Annotated in this window: 21 protein-coding genes; 1 reads left to right on the forward strand and 20 read right to left on the reverse strand. The window is 54.8% G+C overall.

The annotated features are described in order from the left end of the window. Nucleotides 1-422 precede the first annotated feature (422 nt). The 5 genes from BMW46_RS08610 to BMW46_RS08630 all read right to left on the reverse strand — a co-directional run bounded on the left by BMW46_RS08610 (nt 423) and on the right by BMW46_RS08630 (nt 4,898). On the reverse strand, nt 423-764 hold the full coding sequence (locus BMW46_RS08610; RefSeq protein ID WP_074707235.1) for a flagellar protein FliT: 342 nt from the start codon (nt 762-764) through the stop codon (nt 423-425). Next, nucleotides 764-1,228 (reverse strand): flagellar export chaperone FliS, encoded by a 465-nt coding sequence (fliS, locus tag BMW46_RS08615; protein WP_074707238.1) that lies wholly within the window; start codon nt 1,226-1,228, stop codon nt 764-766. Before fliS ends, BMW46_RS08610 begins: the two co-directional genes overlap by 1 nt. Nucleotides 1,229-1,243: 15 nt before the next feature. Continuing rightward, a complete protein-coding gene (gene fliD / locus BMW46_RS08620; protein WP_074707241.1) occupies nt 1,244-3,253 on the reverse strand; it encodes a flagellar filament capping protein FliD in 2,010 nt (669 codons plus the stop codon). Nucleotides 3,254-3,305: 52 nt separating this feature from the next. Next, nucleotides 3,306-3,635, reverse strand: coding sequence for a flagellar protein FlaG (locus BMW46_RS08625; RefSeq protein ID WP_074707244.1), 330 nt, complete (start codon nt 3,633-3,635; stop codon nt 3,306-3,308). A gap of 96 nt (nt 3,636-3,731) precedes the next feature. After that, entirely contained in the window at nt 3,732-4,898 is a 1,167-nt protein-coding gene (locus BMW46_RS08630; RefSeq protein WP_074707246.1) for a flagellin, read from the reverse strand. 236 nt (nt 4,899-5,134) lie between these two features. Here BMW46_RS08630 and BMW46_RS15375 point away from each other — a divergent pair, with 236 nt between their 5' ends. Beyond that, on the forward strand, nt 5,135-5,311 hold the full coding sequence (locus tag BMW46_RS15375; RefSeq protein WP_177171067.1) for a hypothetical protein: 177 nt from the start codon (nt 5,135-5,137) through the stop codon (nt 5,309-5,311). Nucleotides 5,312-5,389: 78 nt separating this feature from the next. Here the strand turns inward: BMW46_RS15375 and BMW46_RS08635 are convergent, their stop codons facing one another. The 15 genes from BMW46_RS08635 to flgB all read right to left on the reverse strand — a co-directional run bounded on the left by BMW46_RS08635 (nt 5,390) and on the right by flgB (nt 19,873). After that, entirely contained in the window at nt 5,390-6,016 is a 627-nt protein-coding gene (locus BMW46_RS08635; protein WP_074707249.1) for a response regulator, read from the reverse strand. Then, a complete protein-coding gene (locus tag BMW46_RS08640; RefSeq protein WP_074707251.1) occupies nt 6,013-7,242 on the reverse strand; it encodes a sensor histidine kinase in 1,230 nt (409 codons plus the stop codon). The genes BMW46_RS08635 and BMW46_RS08640 overlap by 4 nt, the downstream gene beginning before the upstream one ends. Nucleotides 7,243-7,340: 98 nt before the next feature. Further along, on the reverse strand, nt 7,341-7,664 hold the full coding sequence (locus BMW46_RS08645; RefSeq protein ID WP_074707254.1) for a thioredoxin family protein: 324 nt from the start codon (nt 7,662-7,664) through the stop codon (nt 7,341-7,343). A gap of 164 nt (nt 7,665-7,828) precedes the next feature. Continuing rightward, entirely contained in the window at nt 7,829-9,103 is a 1,275-nt protein-coding gene (locus BMW46_RS08650; protein WP_081355743.1) for an EAL and HDOD domain-containing protein, read from the reverse strand. Nucleotides 9,104-9,270: 167 nt separating this feature from the next. Then, nucleotides 9,271-10,206 (reverse strand): flagellar hook-associated protein FlgL, encoded by a 936-nt coding sequence (gene flgL / locus BMW46_RS08655; RefSeq protein ID WP_074707256.1) that lies wholly within the window; start codon nt 10,204-10,206, stop codon nt 9,271-9,273. Between the two features lie 136 nt (nt 10,207-10,342). Further along, nucleotides 10,343-12,262 carry a flagellar hook-associated protein FlgK gene (gene flgK / locus BMW46_RS08660; RefSeq protein WP_074707259.1) on the reverse strand — a complete coding sequence of 640 codons (1,920 nt, stop codon included), beginning with the start codon at nt 12,260-12,262 and terminating at the stop codon, nt 10,343-10,345. 133 nt (nt 12,263-12,395) lie between these two features. Next, nucleotides 12,396-13,448: a flagellar assembly peptidoglycan hydrolase FlgJ gene (gene flgJ / locus BMW46_RS08665; RefSeq protein ID WP_081355744.1), complete on the reverse strand. Its 1,053-nt coding sequence runs from the start codon at nt 13,446-13,448 to the stop codon at nt 12,396-12,398. Further along, the gene (locus tag BMW46_RS08670; RefSeq protein WP_074707264.1) at nt 13,448-14,581 is read right to left on the reverse strand and encodes a flagellar basal body P-ring protein FlgI; all 1,134 of its coding nucleotides are present in this window, start codon (nt 14,579-14,581) and stop codon (nt 13,448-13,450) included. The genes flgJ and BMW46_RS08670 overlap by 1 nt, the downstream gene beginning before the upstream one ends. Before the next feature lie 22 nt (nt 14,582-14,603). Next, nucleotides 14,604-15,296, reverse strand: a complete 693-nt coding sequence (locus BMW46_RS08675; RefSeq protein ID WP_074707266.1) for a flagellar basal body L-ring protein FlgH — start codon at nt 15,294-15,296, stop codon at nt 14,604-14,606. A 76-nt stretch (nt 15,297-15,372) separates the two neighbouring features. Then, entirely contained in the window at nt 15,373-16,155 is a 783-nt protein-coding gene (flgG, locus tag BMW46_RS08680) for a flagellar basal-body rod protein FlgG (RefSeq protein ID WP_074707269.1), read from the reverse strand. 94 nt (nt 16,156-16,249) lie between these two features. After that, entirely contained in the window at nt 16,250-17,002 is a 753-nt protein-coding gene (locus BMW46_RS08685) for a flagellar basal body rod protein FlgF (RefSeq protein WP_074707271.1), read from the reverse strand. Nucleotides 17,003-17,032: 30 nt separating this feature from the next. Next, a complete protein-coding gene (gene flgE / locus BMW46_RS08690) occupies nt 17,033-18,253 on the reverse strand; it encodes a flagellar hook protein FlgE (RefSeq protein ID WP_074707274.1) in 1,221 nt (406 codons plus the stop codon). Nucleotides 18,254-18,356: 103 nt separating this feature from the next. Next, nucleotides 18,357-19,025: a flagellar hook assembly protein FlgD gene (gene flgD, locus BMW46_RS08695; RefSeq protein ID WP_074707277.1), complete on the reverse strand. Its 669-nt coding sequence runs from the start codon at nt 19,023-19,025 to the stop codon at nt 18,357-18,359. A 9-nt stretch (nt 19,026-19,034) separates the two neighbouring features. Further along, on the reverse strand, nt 19,035-19,454 hold the full coding sequence (gene flgC / locus BMW46_RS08700; protein WP_074707279.1) for a flagellar basal body rod protein FlgC: 420 nt from the start codon (nt 19,452-19,454) through the stop codon (nt 19,035-19,037). Nucleotides 19,455-19,468: 14 nt separating this feature from the next. Continuing rightward, the gene (flgB, locus tag BMW46_RS08705; RefSeq protein ID WP_074707282.1) at nt 19,469-19,873 is read right to left on the reverse strand and encodes a flagellar basal body rod protein FlgB; all 405 of its coding nucleotides are present in this window, start codon (nt 19,871-19,873) and stop codon (nt 19,469-19,471) included. Between the last annotated feature and the right edge of the window lie 180 nt (nt 19,874-20,053).

Consider the following 20,053-nt stretch of genomic DNA (forward strand, 5'->3'; position numbering starts at 1 on the left):
ACCTGCGCTCTCAGAGAACGCCCGGGCTCCAGTCCGGCGAGGAACGAAGTAAAATCCTCACGTCTTTGAAGTGAGGACTGAACCGGACGGATTGAAGTTATTGCCGCGATTGAGTCGATCGCACGCAGATCGAATTCTCCTGTTCTGGTGTTGATCCACTGCCGGGGTGTCTGGACGAATTAAACGGGTCTATCTGTACCCCATTGAATGGAATCTACCTGGGGCCCTCTTCCCGTTGTCTCGTCAGAGGGTTGGGAAAGCCTGGAATGAAGCTTGCCCTCCCCACGAGGAACTCTTCCCGAATCCTTCGTCTCCCCGTTTGCCCTAAGTCATTTTCCCCCGCTCGCCCTGATCCTGCGCCTACCTAAGGGTTAATTCACATTTTTGATGGTGCTACGAGAGCTTGCTCCCGGAATTTCTGCTCAGAAATTCCACGCCCCCGACTCATATGCCTGACGCACGCACCGCGAGCGACTGGCAGTACCGAGCAGAGCTTGAACCTGTCTTATCCAGGGCTCCGTGTACTCGCGTATCGCTGCGTCATCGGCCAGAATCTTGTGAATCAGCTCAACTTTCCGCCGCTGCATATCCGGGGGAAGCCGCACCGCCTCCGCACTCTCGAGTTGCGCCACCAAGGCTGCGCAGCGTCGCTCCAATCCTGCAAGCCGATCCCACTCACTCCCTTGGGCAGCCTCTCTCATCTCTCCGGTAAGGTCGGAAAGAGACTGAAACACAGCAAGGTTTTCTGCACTTGTCATCATCATTACGCTTTTTTCAGATTGGCAATATCGTCATGAGTGACGGATGAAATCATCCCTCCCTCTTCACTTGACTGCGTGAACGAGCCGATCGCTTCCCATGCTTCGTGCAGCTCGCCAAGAAGGCCACTTACCTCTTCGATATATTCCGGTTTGTCATGAACATTAGCCTGTAGCAGCCGGCGTCCCATGTACTCATAAAGTGCGTTCAATTGCTGTGCGAGCTCTCCTCCCGCTTTGATGTCCAGGCTGGCTTGCAATCCGGAGTTGATGATTGCAATGGCTTTGGAAATCGCTTCACCCCTGGCCGCGATCTGGCCGCTTCGCGTATGAGTAAGCGCCGAAGCCAATGCTATCCGCGCTCCCTCAAACAGCATCAGGACGAGTTTATGAGGACTGGCGGCGATTACACCCGTTTCAAGACCAACCCGGGCATATGCGTTTACACCACAGCGAGGTACTGAATACATATATTTACTCCTCTGTCATTTTTCGTTGAGAGTTGGCAGCGAGGCCAGTTGTTGGTGAAGGAACTGGCTCGTCTGGGTCAAGCTGCCCAGCATGGCATCGAGCGCAGCGAACTGTGCCCGGTAACGCGCCTCAACGGTTTCAAGTCGACGGCTAAAATCCTCCTGGCGCCGGTCGAGATCCTTGATACTGGCGTTCAGTCCATCGACTCGGGTGGCGATCACTCCCTCAGTGGCGAGAAATCCTTCTGCAACCTTGCTCAATCGCTCGGCATAACCTCGCGAGAACTCGACTGCTCCCCGAGTGCCGAGCGCGCCGCCGTGAATGGCGACGCGCAGACCTTCGGCCGTTCCTCCGCCAGCGGCCGTCAGCATCTGTCCCGATCCTATAACGGAAACACCATTGATGGAGCCTGCGACATCCATTCCCGTCGCTCCCACAGGACCGGCCCCGAGCAGATTGCCCGCACCATTACCTCCCGTGAGGACAACACTGGAGACGGATCCATAGCGCGCCGACATGACACTCAATACGCCAGCGGACTGGGAAACCGATACTGAAATTCCTTCGGTTGTCAGGCCAGAGAAACCATTCAGCTTGCTTTGCACCTCGGCCGCCAATGCATCCGCGGAAGCATAAATTCCCTCGGCTAGCGTAATACTGGCTGCCACCCCATCCACATTAAAATTAAGTTGATCGTTGACTCCTGCCGTTATCGTTAGCCCTGCCGCCTGGCTTCCGCTGAGGCTGCCACGAGTTGCGAGTTGTGTAACCGTAACGGCATAATTTCCAGCCACTGTCTTATCCGTGGCCCCTTCGTACGTAATCAGACTATCGGTGGAGGTGCCGCCTATCGTAAACAGCCTGCCGATCTGTTCAAATTCGGTATTCATCGACGCCTGCAGCTTTGCGGAATCCACCGCCAGACTGCCGTCTTTCTGCAAGGTAACACCGATCTGGGAAAGGGAGGTGAAACCGCTACCGTCACCCATCATGGCTGTTAACGCCGATCGAATTCCGCGCTGAATCGAAAACGCTGCGGAATCCCCCTGCAATATCGCGCCCCTCTTTGCTCCCGGGTTATAGGCGCTGAGGTCGGAAAGCGTTTGATTGATGCTGTTGTATGACTTTACGAATGCTTCCACCGCTGTCTTCGCAGCAGCGGTATCCGGTGAAACATTCAGTGTAATCGGGCTGCCTGCATTCGTTTTGAGCAGACTGAGTGTGACGCCTTCAATTGCGTCTGTAATCGTGTTCGAGGACTTGACGATATCAATCCCGTCGATCCGGAGTTTCGCATCCTGCGCGGCCTGCACTTGGGTGAGATTCTTGCCGGAGCCCGTTCCCCCCGTTGGATCGAAGGCAAGAGCGGAGAGTCCGGTTGCGTCGAGATTGCCCCCATCGTCATCGCTGACTGTAATCTTCAGGCTGTTCGCCGCCCCTGTATCCTTTGCGGTCAGCACAAGTTTGTTGCTGGCGCCGTCATTCACAATCGTTGCACTCACCCCGACATTGGCTGCGTTGATGGCGTCACGCATGCCGGAGAGGGTGTTGCTGGAGGGTTCGATCGTTATCGTTTGCGCTGGTTTCGCATTGTTGAGAGTAAAGGTATTCAGGACACTATCATAAGTGCCGTACTGTATCGTCAAAGTCCCGCTGCCTACGGTGCTTGACGTGCTGGCAAATCCTTCGGAACGGATTTTCTGCTGTTGGGCAAGCTGCTGTACTTCCACCGAATAACTACCCGGCACCGCCTTGCCATTGCTATTCCCGGTTGCAGTCAACAGGGAGCTATCTGCCGCACTCGCGCTAACAGCATGATATTTTGCAGGATCAGCCAGTCCCTGCATTGCCGTCTGAAAAGCAGACAAGGCACCTTTCAGGGTTCCATAAGCGGATAGTTTTGCCTGGTAGTCGAATTCGCGCTTCTGAAGCAAAGCAAGCGGCGTGCGTTCGGCCGCCATCAACTGGCTGACTATGCCATTTACATCCAGGTTCGAACCTGCTCCGGCAGCGGTAATCGCCATTTTTCTGTCCTCTTCTTTTTCCTGTTTCCAGCGGCGTTGCCCTATCGCACCATCAGGCTTTGGTGCGCAGCAACAAACCCTGTAGCTGATTCATGGTCTTTGCCAGGGCAAGCATTTCTTCCATGGGAATCTGCCTTACGAGTTCCCGGGTTTCATTGTCTATAATTTTTATTACTATCCTGTCAGTATCGGTATCGATACTGAATTCCAGACTCGAGCCAGCGAGTAAAGTTGTTTCCTTTTCCGTTTCCTGTTTAACCTGCACGGTCTGCGGCGGCGAGGATGGATTTCCTTGGCGAACATCGCCGTATAGGAATTCACCTTCGGTTGCTCTGGAACCGATCCCTAGTTGAATGGCGGCTCCGGATTGTTCGATTTTCATTATTGACTCCAGAGGGTTCGAACGGGGATCGCAAGCAAGCTTCCGATCCCCGTTCATCACACATCCGGCCATTCAGGCGAGGCCGTTTACCAGCGATTAGCCTCTCAGCAGGGACAATACGCTTTGCGGCATTGCATTTGCCTGAGCCAGCATGGCTGTTCCCGCCTGTTGCAGCACCTGGTTGCGTGAAAGTGCCGCCGTTTCCGCCGCGAAATCGGCATCCATGATGCGGCTGCGCGAAGCGGACAGGTTCTCGGAGACAGTTTGAAGGTTTGCAACTGCTGATGTGAACCGGTTCTGGTACGCACCGAGATCGGCACGCGCCGCGTTGAGCGCGCTCAATGCGGAATCCATCGAAGCGATGGCGGTATCGGCATCGGCGGTGGTGTCTATCTTCAGCGCGCCGAAGCCAGCAGCGGTCGTTGCCGTTGCTGCGGTTGCGCCGGCAGTCAGACCGGTCCGTGCGGTGTTGGCCGTACCGCTCATGGCCACAGTGATGCCGTCGCTGGACGTGCTGGTCAGTGTCACCTTGCCGGCGCCATCGTCAGTCGCAGTTACCCCGGTGGTGCCCGTAATCAGGTTGATCGCCGTTCTTACGGCTATCCCCTGAGCGGCAGCCGAGCCGCCTGCGGTAATGGCGCCCACGTCAACCCCGTTTATTTTCAAATCACCCGCGACGATGTCATCTGCTGGCGTCGCAAATCCCGTGACGACTGCGCCGGCAACGGTGGTTGAGTAAGTGGTAGTGGTTCCCAGAGCAGAGCTTTGTGCATTGACGATACTGGCAATATTGATAGTCTCGCCCACATTGGCGCCTACCTGAAAGTCTTGATTGGTGAAAGTACCATCAAGCAGTTTGATGCCGTTGAACGTCGTGGTCGAAGCAACACGGTCGATTTCGGCCTTGAGCTGCTGGACTTCATTGTTGAGCGCAGTGCGGTCGCTTGCGCTGTTGCTGGCATTGCGCGATTGCACGGCCAGCTCGCGTATGCGCTGCAGGTTGTTGCCGATTTCGCCCAGTGCGCCTTCCGCCGTCTGAGACATCGAGATGCCGTCGTTGGCGTTGCGGATTGCCTGAGTGAAGCCTTTGATCTGGGAAGTCATGCGTTCCGAAATCGCCAGCCCTGCAGCATCGTCCTTGGCGCTGTTGATGCGCAGGCCGGAAGACAGGCGTTGCAATGTAGTGGCGAGTGCGTTCTGCGAACCGTTGAGGTTACGCTGCGCATTCATGGAAATGACGTTGGTATTGATGATTGCAGCCATGTAAATCTCCTCGACTAATTTTTCATGAAATTACAACTACAGCCGTCAACTTTGGTTAGCCTCATTACCCGAAGCTAATCAACTGCTGTTATGCTTATTAACGGTGGTCCAGGAGAAACATTTAATGGCATCGTCACGTTTTTTTGGCGCAGCTACTCCCCGCACTCTTCTCGAGTTTATCCGGCATCGCTATCCGACTGATGGGCAGGCAGGTACGGTAATGATAAGAGGAGGCAGTGCTGCGCAATGCGCTGATTAACGGGGTGAACAACACCGTATATTCGGCGCTGCCTTATCCACTGCCCGGCGCTGCCTTATCCACTGCCGCAAAATCGGGGATCGGAGCAAAGAGAGCAGGCGGAAATCTCATTTCCTATTGCAACGCCAGAGGCGCCATGCTGCTGCCCCGATGAAGAAGCAGCGAATCAGCGAATAGGCGTGAAGGATAATCCGGCGGCCCCAGGAGCTGAGGGACTAAGGGGCTGAGGGGCTCAAGCGAGGCCGTTCTTGATTGCGTAGTGGGTCACTTCCGCATTGTTCTTGAGCTTCATCTTTTGCAGGAGCCGGCCGCGATAGACACTCACAGTCTTGACCGACAGATGCATTTCCTCGGCCACATCCGTGAGACTCTTGCCTGAAGCGATCAGGCGCAGGGTCTGGTATTCACGATCGGACAATGTTTCGTGCAGCGGACGATCGTGATCAGTGCCAAGGCTTTCAGCCATGGCTTCTGCCACTGCGGGCGTCAGGTACTTGCGCCCCCTGGCGACCTGGTTGATGGCGGCCATCAACTCATTGGGAGCGCTCTGCTTGGTTATATACCCGGAAGCTCCCGCCTTCAGTGCCCGGATCGCATAAAGTCCCTCCTCATGCATGCTCAGCATGAGCACGGGTAATTTGGGACGCTCTTTCCTGATCTGCTTCAACACTTCAATACCGTTCCTGTCGGGCAGGGAGATATCCAGCACCACTGCGCTCCACTCACCTTCACGCAGTTGCCGCATTGCCTCTCCGCCCGATTCCGCTTCAGCAATGAGATCGATTTTTCCGCTTTCAGTCAGAATCTGCCTCAAGCCCTGACGCACGATGGCGTGATCGTCGACAATCAGCACATTCATGACCGGGTCGATTTCCCTGAAATAGCCGTTGCAGGGACCGTTGTCCGCGCTTCCGCAGCAAGCGGAATCGAGAGATGCACCAGAGTGCCTTGACTTGCCTGCTCCTCTCCTGTCCGTTCCCGCTGGGGCCTTGGCTGACCTTGCCGGGGCTGAATCCGCTCATGCCGCTGTCCTGCGCTGACTGTCAGTTTTCCCTCGAGCAGGCTCGCGCGCTCCACCATGCCCCGAATTCCGAACGAATCAAGCTTTCTCAAATCGTTTGGGGCGATACCGCAGCCATTATCCTGCACTTTGAGCTCCAGATATTCCTGCCTCAAGTCCAGCCCGACCCAGACATGCGAAGCATGCGCGTGCTTCGCAATATTGGTGAGTGCTTCCTGAAAAATTCGAAATACGGCAACTGCCATGTCAGGTTCGAGTTCAATATCCGGCTCGTTGCACGATACCTTACAAGGTATGCCATAGCGTTTTGCAAATTCACCCGCTTCCCATTCTATTGCCGCAAAAATGCCAAAATCCATGATGCCTGGCCGCAGGTCCCGGGAAATACGTTGTATCGAATGTATGGTGCGATCCACCAGATCGGAAACAGTACGCACTTTCGCAAGCAATACAGCATTCTCGGCGCTGCTGGCCCCTGCATCGATCCGCCTCACCAGCCAGTCGAGATCGATCTTGATGGCAGTAAGGTTTCCTCCCAGATCATCGTGTATTTCTCTGGCAATGCGTATACGTTCGTGCTCCCTCGCCGCCATGACGTGCGCTGATACTTCCTTGAGCCGTTCATGGGATGCCTTGAGCTCTGTCTCCCGGCGCCTGCTCTCGGTGATATTGATGATAATGCCTTCCCAGACCACGCACGCGCCCTTCTCCCGCCTCGGGCTCGCTCGCAAGCTGACCCACTTTATATCCCCGTAGGATTCGATCCACAGGCGTCCTTCCCAATTCCACGTTGTCAGATTAGCTGCGGATTGCGCCTTCGAATACTCCAGGCTCTCCCGGTCTTCCGGAAGCACGAGATCCTGGAGCAGCGAAGGATTAGCCTTCAATTCTCCAGCCGAGATCCCGAGCACATTGGCGCACTGATCACTGATAAAGGGCATGGAGGAAGTACCGTCTTCCTTTTGTATGTATTGAAAAACCATCCCCGGAGAATTGGCGGCAACATCCGGAGGGTAGGCTTCCCCCATATGGATGGATTCTGAATTTTCCTTTTTTTGCTTCATGCAGTGCTGATATGTTATTGACTGTGCAAGTTATAATTAATGCGACAGATTCTGGCGGGACGTAGAGGATACAGCGCGATCACGCACTCTTGAAGATTTCACGCATCCTTGCAGATATTTTCTAGGGCGCGCTGAATAAGATCGGAATTCTCAGGCCGGACCAGGCGAGCCATTTCTTTTCCGTCCTTCAAAAAAATCAGGGTCGGCCAGAGCTTCACCCCAAACGAGCGTCCTAACCGCCGTCCTTTTCCATCCTCTATCCGGATATGACGCACTGATGGGGCTCCGGACAAGGCTGAAGCAATCAACGGCCGCGCAGCCCGGCAGTATCCGCACCATGCGGCACCGAACTCGACAAGAGCTGGACCTTGGAGCGAATCGATTTCGGCGCGGGTTGGCTCACTGCTATGAACAGTATCCATTTTTATATTATAACCCCTCCAGGATTCCCGGTTTCCCCGGCCTTCTGCGGAGGTGCAGACGCAGTGAAATCAATTTTTGTGCCCCTAGCCGGATAACTCTTTAACCCCGATATCCGGTGTATCAGGGATGCGGGATGACATGTCGAACCAGGAGCTTATGCCCTCTATAAGGTAGGTAACAAACTGTTGCTCCATTCAAATGCTTCCAATTGGAATGGATAGAGCTCTTCGATCGGCAGCCCCAATCTGGCAAGCAGGGGCATGAGCAGTCGGCCGGCTTCGCCAGGTTTTTCGAGATATTCGGCAAGCTTCAGCAAGTCTCCGTAAAACCCCGTCCGGTACAGCAAGGCTTCGGTGATCTCCTCGCTCAGAACGATCTGGCGGAGAATTCTTTCCATGTGTTGTCCGAACAAAGCATCCAGCAAGGATAAAATGCCTACGGTGAAGGCAATATCGGCCATGCTTCTGTTTGCGGGCTGAAGTTTTTGGGCGACCAATTCAAGAAGTTTGCCGCGTGTGGCTGCCATCAGGAGAAGCGGTGACCCGAACTGGAGCTGAGGATCCGACCCGACATAGATCTGAATTTGCAACCATCGCTGCAACTGGCGGCGGCCCAGGACCATCAAAGCGTCACTTAACGAATGTATGTTTTTCGTAACACCCATGCCCGGCGTATTGACCAGTCGTAATAAGGACAGGCAGAGCGATACTTCTTTTTTGATGCGTTGCTCGATTTCTATCGTGTCGGCGTCCCTGGCTACCAGAGTCATCAGTTCCATGATCGCCAGTTGCGAAGTTGCAAGCTTCTTGCCTGACAGAAGAGCTGGTTTTGCAAAGTAGTAACCCTGGTAATAGTCAAATCCGAGCTCATGGCAATTCTGGAATTGTTCGAGCGTCTCTACTTTGTCAGCGAGAAGCACCTTGCGGGCCTGTTTGAACTGGCGAACGAGCATGGCCAGATCGGCGTACGTCATGACGGACGTGTCGATCTTGATGATTTCAACAAACGGCAGTAACGGTTTTATGTATTCGGACAGGGTGATAACGTCATCCAGCGCAAATCTATATCCTGCATTGGCCAGTTCGGCAACACGCCGGACGAGTTCGGGAGTGATCTTGTCCGTTTGAGGAAACTCGAACACAACTTTTTCGGGCGGTAGAAAATTAACCAGGTCTCCCATCAACAAGGTGGAATTCACGTTGAAGAAGCCCAGTGCGCTCCCGGTCACGTTCTCAATGCCCAGTTCGGATGTATGTGCGATGATGGAAGCGGCACCGCGTGTATCCTCGGCGCTAACCGGCGCCCTGACTCCCGTGCGGCGGAACAATAACTCGTAAGCGATCAGATTCTGGTTCTGATCCAGAATAGGTTGACGGGCCAGGAAAAATTCCTTTACCTGCCCGATCGAAGAAATATGTGGAGCCGTATCTAGAATCATCTGTCAGTCTCTATTCGACTGAAAACTCAGGTAGCGGTTATAGCCACCCGTAGTCAGAACCGCGGTCGGATAGCCCGACTCCCTGTGGAATGACTCGGAGCATGGTAACCATCAGCAGGAAACATCTTTCCAGGTAAAGAATCCGTGCGTGAAATATTTTGCCGCCATCAGCGTATATAATCGAACAAGGAAAGGCTTTGCACCTTCAGAAATGCCTTCTGCGTAGCTTCCAAGTAGGTCCGCTGCTGAGTCAGGTCACTGATGGCCTCAACGTAGTCCACATCCCGTAATTCCGACAACTGCTGTTTGTACTGAATATTCAAATCTTCGCCGCGTTCATTCAAGGCATCGATTTCCTTCATGCGCGTTCCTACCGATGCCTGCACCTTGAGCACATTGTCGAGTGCATTAGAGAGGTTCACTTGCGTAGTATCCAGACCGGTGGCGAGGGCTGCCTTGCCCGTCGGGTCGGTTACCGGTGTTTCGAGTAAATCAGCCAGATCCGATAGCGTCTTGAACATGCTGTGGTACCCGCCTTTCGCCGCAGGAATGCGTTCGAACACCTCTCGTCCTGACTCATTTACTGCAAGCTGTCGGGATGAGCTGGCTTGTATCATGCGCAAGCCTTCATCGCCAACATATTGCACCCCGCTCCCGGTATCCTCAAACGGCTTGGTTGAACTCTGATAACCGGAAAAGAGATATTGCCCGTTTACGTCCTTTCGGTTGGACAAACCCAGAAGTTCACCCAGACTCGTGCGCAATTCAGTGGCAATGGTTTCGCGTCCGCTGTCATTCAGCGTACCGTTTCCGGCAGCCACGGTAAGCTCCTGCGCCCTTTGCAGCAGGGTTGTAATGCCGCCAAGAGTATCTTCCAGCATGCTGAGGCTGGCCATGCCATTTTGCCGGTTCAACACGTATTGGCTGTTGGCGGAGTCTGCCTCGGCAACATCGAGTGCCCGAACATACGCTGCCGGATTTGCGGACGGCGTGAGCACGCTGCGGCCGGTGCTTATCTGTTCGAAAGTCCTCATCTGTGCCGATTGCTGGCGGTGGATGGCAGCAAGTCCCGCCTCGTAACTGGTATTACTGCTGACGCGCATTTTGATTCCTTTTTTCTATCTCATACTGATATGTTCTTGCATGTTCTTGCCATAGCCGGTGCTTGCACTGATCACACCGCTTCAAGTGTTCTCAGGATCCGCTTTCGCGAGCCGCACATTTTTTTGCAGCGCGCTTTTACCTCGTTATCTCGAGTAGCGCATCGAACATCTGATTAGCTGTTTGTATCACTTTGCTCGCTGCCTGATACGCCTGCTGGTAACGCAGCAGGTTAGCCGCTTCCTCGTCGAGATTGACACCTGCTTCCGATTGCTGCAAAGCCCGGGTTTGGGTAAACAGGGCAGCCTGAGCATCGGCCGTGACTTCCAGTTCGCGCGTCTTGTTACCCATCAGGCTGACCAGTTGCCCGTATGCGCCCTGGTAGCTGGCTCCGCCGGCAGCCAATGTGTTGCTTGACTGCAATGCTCCCAGCAGCAAGGCATTGCGGTTATCAGCCACTCCATCCGTGTTCGGGCCGATACTGAACGTATCGCCCGGCTTGGGCGTTCCGGTAATCTGAACAGTCCAGCCATTGAACGTAATCGGGCCACCCGCAGTAAAGGGAACGCTGGTCGGATTTCCTGTGCCGGTACCGCTTACATCAAAAGTGGTGGCACTGGTAAAAGTAAGCGTGACCGCTTGTTGCAGATTGGGATCAGTGGGAGGCGGTGCGTTCACCGTGCCTGCGCTGATGCGGCCGGTACCGGCATTTATAGCAGGTGCGCTTGTCCGGATGGGTGCCGCCGCGGCGATCTTGCCCGTATCCTGAACCGCAACTGCAAGCTGGCCGGCGCCCTTTGCCGTCGGTCGAATAAGAAACTCATCTCCCGCCGCAACTGTTCCGGAAGCAAGGTTCAAGCGCACGCCATCCACTGTCTGAGGGAAGGTAGCAAAAGTCTGAGTATTCCCTTCCACTCCATTCCGGATGGGTTTCAGGGTATAGTTGGCGCCATCAAAACTCAGACGATAATCGCTGACGTCCAGATCGCGATAACTGACGATTTCGGCTTCAATGACTGCGCTGCCGGTATTTTCTGTCGACGCTGCTACCACCGGATCCGGTGTAGTAAAAAAATCACCCCCCAGATTACCTTGCGCATCTTGTCCCAACCGGTGCTGTTCGTTAAAGGTTCCCGCTAAACCGCTCGCCACCCGCCCCAGCCCATTGCGTACCGTATCAATGATCTCGTTGCGAAATTGCAGCAACCCGCCGAGCTTGCCTCCATCCAGGTTTGCCTCCTTGAGCGGAATACTGCCGCCGCCCATAACACGGGCAATCTCAAGGCGGTCAGCATCCATTGCGGAGGGTCTGGCAGTAAGCTGAAACGCTTGCGAACCCATTACCAGAGGCTGGCCTCCCCCTAGGAAAACACTGTACCCCCCATCACTCTGCACCACCACTGTGGCGCGAACCTCGTCGTTGAGCTGCGCCACCAACTCATCGCGCTGATCCCGCAAGTCGTTCGCCGGCTGGCCGTTGGCAGAACTCTCCGCCATACCGATGGTTTCATTCAATTTTGCGATTCGCGCTCCCAAGGTATTGATAAGCGAAGTGCTGTTCTCGATTTGCCTGTTTACCCCTTCCTGGATTTCATCCAGCTGGCTGTTCATTGAATGAAACTGCCGTACCAGCACCTCTGCGTTCGACAGCATGGATTGGCGCGATGCCACTTCAGCGGGATTTGTCGCCATTTCCTGGAGGCTGCCGAAGAAATCCTGCAAGGCAGGCGACAGACCCGAACCGCCGATGGAATCGGCCAGCAGGCTGTCGATCTGCTTCATCTGGGAAAAGTATGTTTCCAGCTGGCTGGATTCAGTTCCAGCCTGCGCAACCTGCTTGGAGAGAAACTGGTTATAAGCCCGCTTTACTGTATCGACCTGCACACCCTGACCAATAAATCCACTGCCCGTAGCCCTGGCATCACTGGTCGACTGGATAACCTGCTGACGGGTGTAACCTGGAGTTGCGGTATTGCTGATGTTATGTCCTGTAACGAGCAATCCCCGCTGGGCAGCCTGGAGCGCGCTGAGTCCAATGCCGAAAATACCACTACTCATGGTTATACCCTATCTCTGTCAGTAGACTGCTCTGAATGTCGTGCATATATTGACGGCATCGGGTTGAAAATATTTAGGGGGACGGAGAAATCCTCCGAAAGATTTGCTGCCGGTTCTTACCCCTTATGGAGGCTCAGGACCAGGGAGTGGTCCTGATAATCCGGCCTAACTTGTCTCCATAGGCCGGATCCGTAGCATAGCCGGCTCGTTGCAGGGCATGGGCGAATCCTTCGGCATCGAACTTCTGCACCGCTTGCCTGAGTGCTTCCGTGTAGCGTGGATTGGTGCTCAAAAGGTTGGCGTAGTCGCGGAAAGCTTCGGCGTAGGATGGATAAGCGCGAAATTTCTCCACCTTCTTATGGGCAATGCCATTGATATATTCTGTCGTAACCGCTTCCACCACAGGCCCCTTCCAGCCGGCCCCCGCTTTTATGCCAAACAGATTGTGGCTGTGGGTTCCATCCGTAGCACGCAGCTCGCGTTTTCCCCATCCGCTTTCCAGTGCTGCCTGCCCGAGCATGAACTGGACCGGAATACCCGTTGCCTGGCTCACTTCCTGCGCATATGCCCCTACCCTTGCCTTGAACTCGGACACATGCGCAGGTATTCCGCTCGCCTGCGACCCCTCCTGTTCCAATCTGGATGGATCTGACTGTCCCGCTCCAGACCACCCTGGTTGACCTCGCTGCTCGATCTGTCCGCGTTTTGCGGGTTCCTTCTGTCCCTCTATTTCCTGCAGTCGTTCCTGCATCTCTACTGTCGGTGCGTAACCTCGCAAACCCGGATGCTTCCCCGTCTCCGCTGGAGAGGGTGGCGTCGATTGATCCAAGGCATGGCTATTGGGGTTTTGCGGAGTCCCCGCTTTTTCCATCGGATCAGGCGGCGCAGCATGGCGCAACTGACGCACCATGATCTCGGCAAGGCCAATGCCGCGCGCAGCCATGGTCTGGGAAAACTGTTGATCCAGCATCGAGAGATACAATCGGCTCTGCTCGCTCTCCATCAGATCGTCTTTAGGGGTAGCATCGCGCATGCTTTTCAGCAGCATGTTCAGAAAGAGAGCTTCGAACTGCCTGGCTGCGGCTTCAAGACCCGCCTCGCCGGTTTTTTTTGATTCCACGCGTAGCCCGTTTACCGCCTGGACGTTAAGGGCGAAGCGCGTGGATAGATCGACCGGAGCAACCATCAGATGATTTCCAGCTCAGCCCGCAGCGCACCGGCTGACTTCATCGCCTGCAAAATTGCCAGCAGATCCTGCGGCGTCGCGCCGATCGCGTTCAATGCCTTTACCACTTCCGCCAGCGAAGCGCCTTCAACCATCGTCAACATACCCGACTCCTGCTTGATTTCTATGGTCGAGCGCTGCGCCTGTACGGTCCGCCCCGATGAAAATGGTCCAGGCTGGCTGATAACGGGTTCCGTACTGATAACGACCGTCAGGTTCCCGTGAGCAATCGCGCATTGATCCACCGTTGCCGCCTGATTCATGACCACTGAACCCGTGCGGCTATTCACGATCACTCGAGCCGGCATTTGTGCGGGATTGATGGTAAGGCTTTCCATCTCCGCCAGAAATGCCACCCTTTGATCGCTTTCCGGGGGTGTCCGTACCTGGATAGCCCGGCCATCCAGCGCAGCAGCCGTACCCATGCCGAAGCGTGTGTTGACCGCATCCACAATCCGTTTCGCTGTGGAGAAATCGATAGTATTCAGTTCAAGGCGGATCATGTCATTCTGCCCCAGTGCTACCGGTACCGCGCGTTCGACTGTCGCTCCACCGGGAATACGACCGGCATTCAGATGATTGACCTGGACTTTACTTCCGCTGGCAGCGGCGCCTATTCCACCGACCAGCAGGTTACCCTGAGCCACCCCGTAGACCTGACCGTCGATTCCCTTGAGCGGAGTCATCAGCAGGGTACCTCCGCGCAAGCTCCTAGCGTTACCCATGCTGGATACCGTGACGTCGATCGCCTGGCCCGGCTGGGTAAGCGGTGGAAGCGCAGCTGTCACCATCACGGCCGCCACATTCCGCAACCGCATGTTCGTTCCGGGCGGCACATTGACGCCCAGCTGCATCAGCATGTTATTAAGACTTTGAATGGTAAATGGTGTCTGAACGGTCTGATCACCTGTCCCATCCAGTCCCACTACCAGTCCATAGCCGATGAGCTGATTGGTGCGTATACCCTGAATCGATGCCAGATCTTTGATGCGCTCTGCCTGAACAGGCATGGAAAAGGTCCATAAACCCACCCATACGCAGAAGAAAGCGAACCAGACCGGGGCAGCGATTCCTGTTGAAATCAGGTATCTCATGGATTTACCTCGTGCGCGCACTTCAGAATGGCGCAACGGTCAGAAAGAAGCGTGAAAGCCAGCCCATGGTTTGCGCCTCGTCGATATAGCCATTCGCCTTATACTCGATTCGCGCATCCGCCACCTGGATCGATGATACCGTGTTGTTGATCACCGTTTCCGGGCGCACAACGCCAGAGAAACGGATGTATTCCGAGCCCTGGGTCATTGCCAGCTGCTTTTCGCCACTTACTACCAGATAACTGTTGGGCAGCACATCGATCACGGTAACGGTAATCGTGCCGCTAAAATTATTGGTGGAAGCTGCCTCACCCTTACCTGCGAAATCATTGGACGAGGACGCTCCCAGATCGATTTTTTTTGTGATAGGCACACCAAACACGATTGGCGGAATGCCGAAACTCAAATCGCCATTCTTGTTGGCGCTGCTGTTGGAGCGCTTGCTGGCATTGGTTCGCTCGGTGAGGAGAATCACCAGCGTATCGCCGATCTGGCGCGCCCGCCGGTCGATGAACAAGGAGTGGTATTGATGACTGGCCTGATAAACCGACCCGTTGCCAGGCGATGGCGCGGGCAGCGCCGCGCGCGCAGACATAGGTTGGTGAACGATTGGCGCAGGCGGCGGGAGGCTGACGCAACCGGAGAGCGCGAGCAGCACCCATGTCATGAAACCGAGAACTCGTGCGCGTCGCTTCGCTGAGAAACTCAAAACCATTTTGTGCCGCCATGATTCTTGATTGTCATCGCCGCTTCAGCCGCAGACATTGAATGTTCGATCCGGTTACTCCGATCTATAGCTGGGTCAGGCGTTGCAACATCTGGTCCGACGTTTGCACCGACTTGCTATTGATCTCGTATGCCCGTTGCGTCTGAATCATATTGACCAGTTCCTCCACCACGTTGACATTGGAGGTTTCCACGTATCCCTGGTTGAGTAACCCGGCCCCATCCGTACCGGGATTGGTAACGTTAGGAGTGCCACTCGATGCTGTTTCCACATAAAGATTTTCGCCCACGCTCTGCAAGCCGGCAGGATTGACAAATGTGGCAAGCTGCAGATTGCCCACTTGAACGGGCGCGGTGGAATCCTGGGTGGTTACGGAAACGATTCCGTCACGGCCCACGGTGATGCTCTGGGCATTCGGCGGAATGGTGATCGCAGGTTGAACGTAATAGCCACTGGACGTTACCAGTTGCCCTTCGAAATCGGTCTGAAACGAACCATCCCGAGTGTAGGCTGTCGATCCGTCGGGTCGCAGCACCTGGAAAAATCCCTGTCCCTGGATAGCGACGTCCTTGGAATTTCCGGTCTGCTGCAAGTTGCCCTGGGTAAATACATGTTCGGTGGCAACAGGTCTCACGCCGGTCCCGAGCTGCAGGCCGGAAGGCAGCTGGGTTTGCTGTGAGGATTGTGCGCCCGGCTGGCGAAGCGTCTGGTACAGCAGGTCTTCAAAAACGGCACGCGAGCGCTTGAAGCCGTTCGTGCTGACATTCGCCAGGTTATTGGCAATGACATCCATCTGCGTCTGCTGCGCATCAAGCCCGGTCTTGGAAATCCAAAGTGATCGAATCACATCAACTCCATGAAAAATTATTTTCTATTATCTGGTTACAATCACTCATCAAAGTGACGTATCAATACGGAAATGTGCAGGACTCTTCCCCACCTCACCCGCTGATCGACAGGAGCTGGCTCGCCCGTTGGGCATTGCCTTCCGCATTCTGCAACAGCTTCATATGCGTCTCGAACTGACGGGAAAGGGAAATCATGTCCACCATCGCCTCCACGACATTGACGTTGCTCCCCTCCAGCGCACCGCTGCTCAAGGTAACGTTTCCATCCGCCTCCGCCTCGCCACCGCCGCTCAACCGGAAGAGTCCGTCAGAACCGCGAACGAGTTGCCCCTCAGGTGGATTAACAAGCTTGATCCGACCTACTGCGACAGCCAGATTGGGCTCGCTCGTCCCTGCTCCGGCCGGCACCGTGGAGATCGTACCGTCGGTGCCTATGGTAACTTTCGCATTGGGCTGGATGGAAATCAGTCCGGTATCGCCCAGCACGTTCAACCCGTCCCGGGTCTGCAATACACCATTGGCATTGACATGAAGATCGCCGTTGCGAGTATAAGCCTCGCTACCGTCCGCCAGTTGTACCGCGATCCACCCGGCTCCCTGTATTGCTACGTCAAGTTCACGTGCAGTGTTCTGCACCGTGCCCGGACGGAAATCCGCCCCGACACTTGAATCCACCACAAATGCCCTTGTAGCGAGGGTATCGCTGAACACCGGCACAGCGCGCAGCGCATTTATTTCAGCGCGGTATCCGGGAGTGTTCGCGTTCGCCAGATTGTGAGATACCGCAGCGTGCTGTCCCAGCGCGTGCTTGGCCCCCGTCATGGCAACATAAATCATGCGATCCATATTTACTCCAATGATTGCCTGTCAGTCGGATTACTTCAGATTCACCACTGTCTGAAGTATCTGATCCTGAGTCTTGATCGTCTGGGCATTGGCTTGGTAAACACGCTGAGCCGTAATCATATTGACGAGCTCGGAGGTAAGCTCCACATTCGAATCCTCAATCGCGCCCGCCTGTAGCACACCCAGGCCGCCGGTAGCCGGCGCCGCTACCAGCGCAGCGCCTGAAGCGGCGCTTTCTTTCCAGGTATTATTGCCGACTGCTTGCAAACCCTGAGGATTGGCGAAATTGGCCAGCGCGACCTGCCCCATGGAGAGAAATTTACCGTTGGAATAACTGCCGCTTACGACCCCATCCTCGCCGATAGAGAAACCGGTGAGCTGGCCGGATGCGTACCCGTCCTGCGATAATGCATTGATACCGAAACTGGAACCAAACTGCGTCGTGTTTGCGAAATCGATATCGAAAGCGAGGGGATTGGCCCCGGTAGTGACGGGAGCTGTCACACTGAAGCTGCTGGAGCTCAAGGGGTCGAGGCTGCCGTTGGACAAGAAATTCAATGTGCCAATCGACAGCCCGCCATTGAGGACAGTGCCATCGTTGGCAGCGAACACATCCCAGCTATTGGCTGCCGTCTTGACGAAATATGTCGATAATGGAGTCGAATTACCCAGGCTGTCATAGACTGAAAGCGAGGTTGAGCTGTGATAAGTCGCAGGATCCGTCAGATCGAAGCCGGCTGCACTCAACGGCGTCCCGCGCGAATCGAGATTGACCAATGCGTTCACACGCGTCGTGGTGACAGGGGGGAGGTCCGCAGTGGAAAGCCTTAAATCGGTAGGCGTGCCGGTATTGATCTGTCCGGTCGAGTTGGCCATATAGCCGGTAAGACGGAGGCCACTGCTGTTGACGATATAACCATCCTTGTCCGGATGAAACTGGCCGTTGCGCGAATAGCTGATCGTGCCCTGGTCGCTTAAACGGTAGAAACCTGCACCGCTGATGGCGATATCGAATGGATTGTTGGATACGGTAATACTTCCCTGGCTGAACTGCTGAGCAATGCCGCCCAGCTTGACACCTATGCCGGCCTGCGTGCCACCACCGCCCGACAGCGAATTGGCGAACATATCCGCAAACTGTGCCTGTGACTGCTTGAAGCCCACGGTATTCGTATTGGCCACATTATTACCGATGACATCGAGGTTTTTCGATGCTGCATTCAAACCACTTAAACCCTGCTGAAAACTCATGTTTTTCGCTCCCCTGCCTGTTCGTTCGTACTGAATACCGTGATAAATGCCAAATGTCCTGTAGCTGAACGGCTTTCGGCCGCCTGCCCTTCCCTACCTCGGCCTAAAAAATCTGCCTGATATCGGCCAATCCGACCAATCCCAAGCTGCCGACGTCCAGTTGTACGCCTTGATTTCCCTGGGATACGCCTTGAACGATTGCCGCCGCCAATGCCTGTACTTCCACCTTCTGATCGCCACGCAGCGCGGCAACGCTTATGCTGTAGTTCCCATCCGCTGCCTGGCTGCCATCACTTGTCTTGCCATCCCACGCCAATTCGAGTGAGCCCGCCGCCTGAGGACCAAGATTCATGACTTGAATCTCGCGGCCGGCCGCGTCATGTATTCTTACCTTCACCTCATCCGCGGGTTGCGTCAGTTCGATACCGAATCGCGCCGCTCCGCCGGCCAACTGCAAGGCGGAGCCAGGCACAAGCACCTCTCTTCCGATCATGCCGGCGGCTTGCAGCGATTGCCCGGCAGTAAAACTGTCGGCAATGGTTCGAATGGTTGCATTAAGTCTCTCGACACCGTTCACGGTACTGATTTGAGCAAGCTGTGTGGTGACTTGCGCGTTGTCGAGAGGATTGAGCGGATCCTGGTTTTTCATTTGGGTAACCAGCAACTTGAGAAACCGGTCCTGCAAGTCTTCTTCTGCCGGTTTGGCAGCGCTTCTGGTTCCATAAGCGGCAAATGGATTACTTGTCGACTGTGTATTCTGGATAGTGCTCATGGAGGTTTCCTATTGTCCGATCGTGAGGGTTTTCAGCAGTAATGTCTTCGCGGTATTCATCATGTCCACATTGTTCTGGTACGAGCGCGAAGCAGAAATCATATCGACCATCTCTTCCACTACATTTACATTCGGCATGGTGACAAATCCCTCCGGATTCGCCATCGGATGCGAAGGTTCGTATACCATCTTCATGGGAGATTGATCCTCGATTACTCCGGACACCCTCACGCCGTGGGTACCATTTGAGATACCGTTATCCCCTGTAGGCGAAGTGCTCATGAACACGACCTGCTTTGCCTTGTATGGCTGTCCATTGGAACTCGCCGCGCTGTCCGCGTTTGCCAGGTTGCTTGCAACCACATTGAGGCGCTGATTCTGGGCTGTCATGGCCGAACCGGCCACGGTAAAGATATTGAAAAGAGACATATTCCGCTTTCCCCCTAGCCCTGAATGGCAGTCCGCATCTGCCTGATCTGGTCGCTGATGAATGTGAGATTGGCCTCATAATGAACGGCGTTATCGGCAAACTGGTTGCGTTCCACATCCATATCGACCGTGTTCCCGTCCACACTGCCTTGTACGGCTGTCCTGTACAGCAATTGCTGCCCCGCTGCCACCCCTGCTCCTGCTGGAGAAGCAATATGATTCGGCGCGCTTGTCACAAGAATGACGCCGCGCTTCCCGGTCAACGCGCCTTCCATCGCTTCCTTGAAATCGATGTCGCGCGCCTTGTATTGGGGCGTATCCGCATTCGCAATGTTTGAAGCAATCAATTGCTGCCTGTGCGCCCGAAGATTGGCCGCATCCTGATAAAATCGAAATGCATGATCAAGCTTATCGATCACGGAAATCTCCCCCTTCTATCAATTTCAATTCTTGTTGATATGGATAAACGAAAGCATCTTATTAGGGATGGAAATTGTCCAAAAGCCGAATCAAAAGGGGATAAATCCCCTAAATCCCCTTATCTCGACTCTGAAATCAGATTCCCTAGCCGTTGTAGCTTCTAGATCTCCCATCCCTCC

This window comes from Nitrosospira multiformis, assembly GCF_900111585.1.
Lineage (GTDB): Bacteria > Pseudomonadota > Gammaproteobacteria > Burkholderiales > Nitrosomonadaceae > Nitrosospira > Nitrosospira multiformis_B.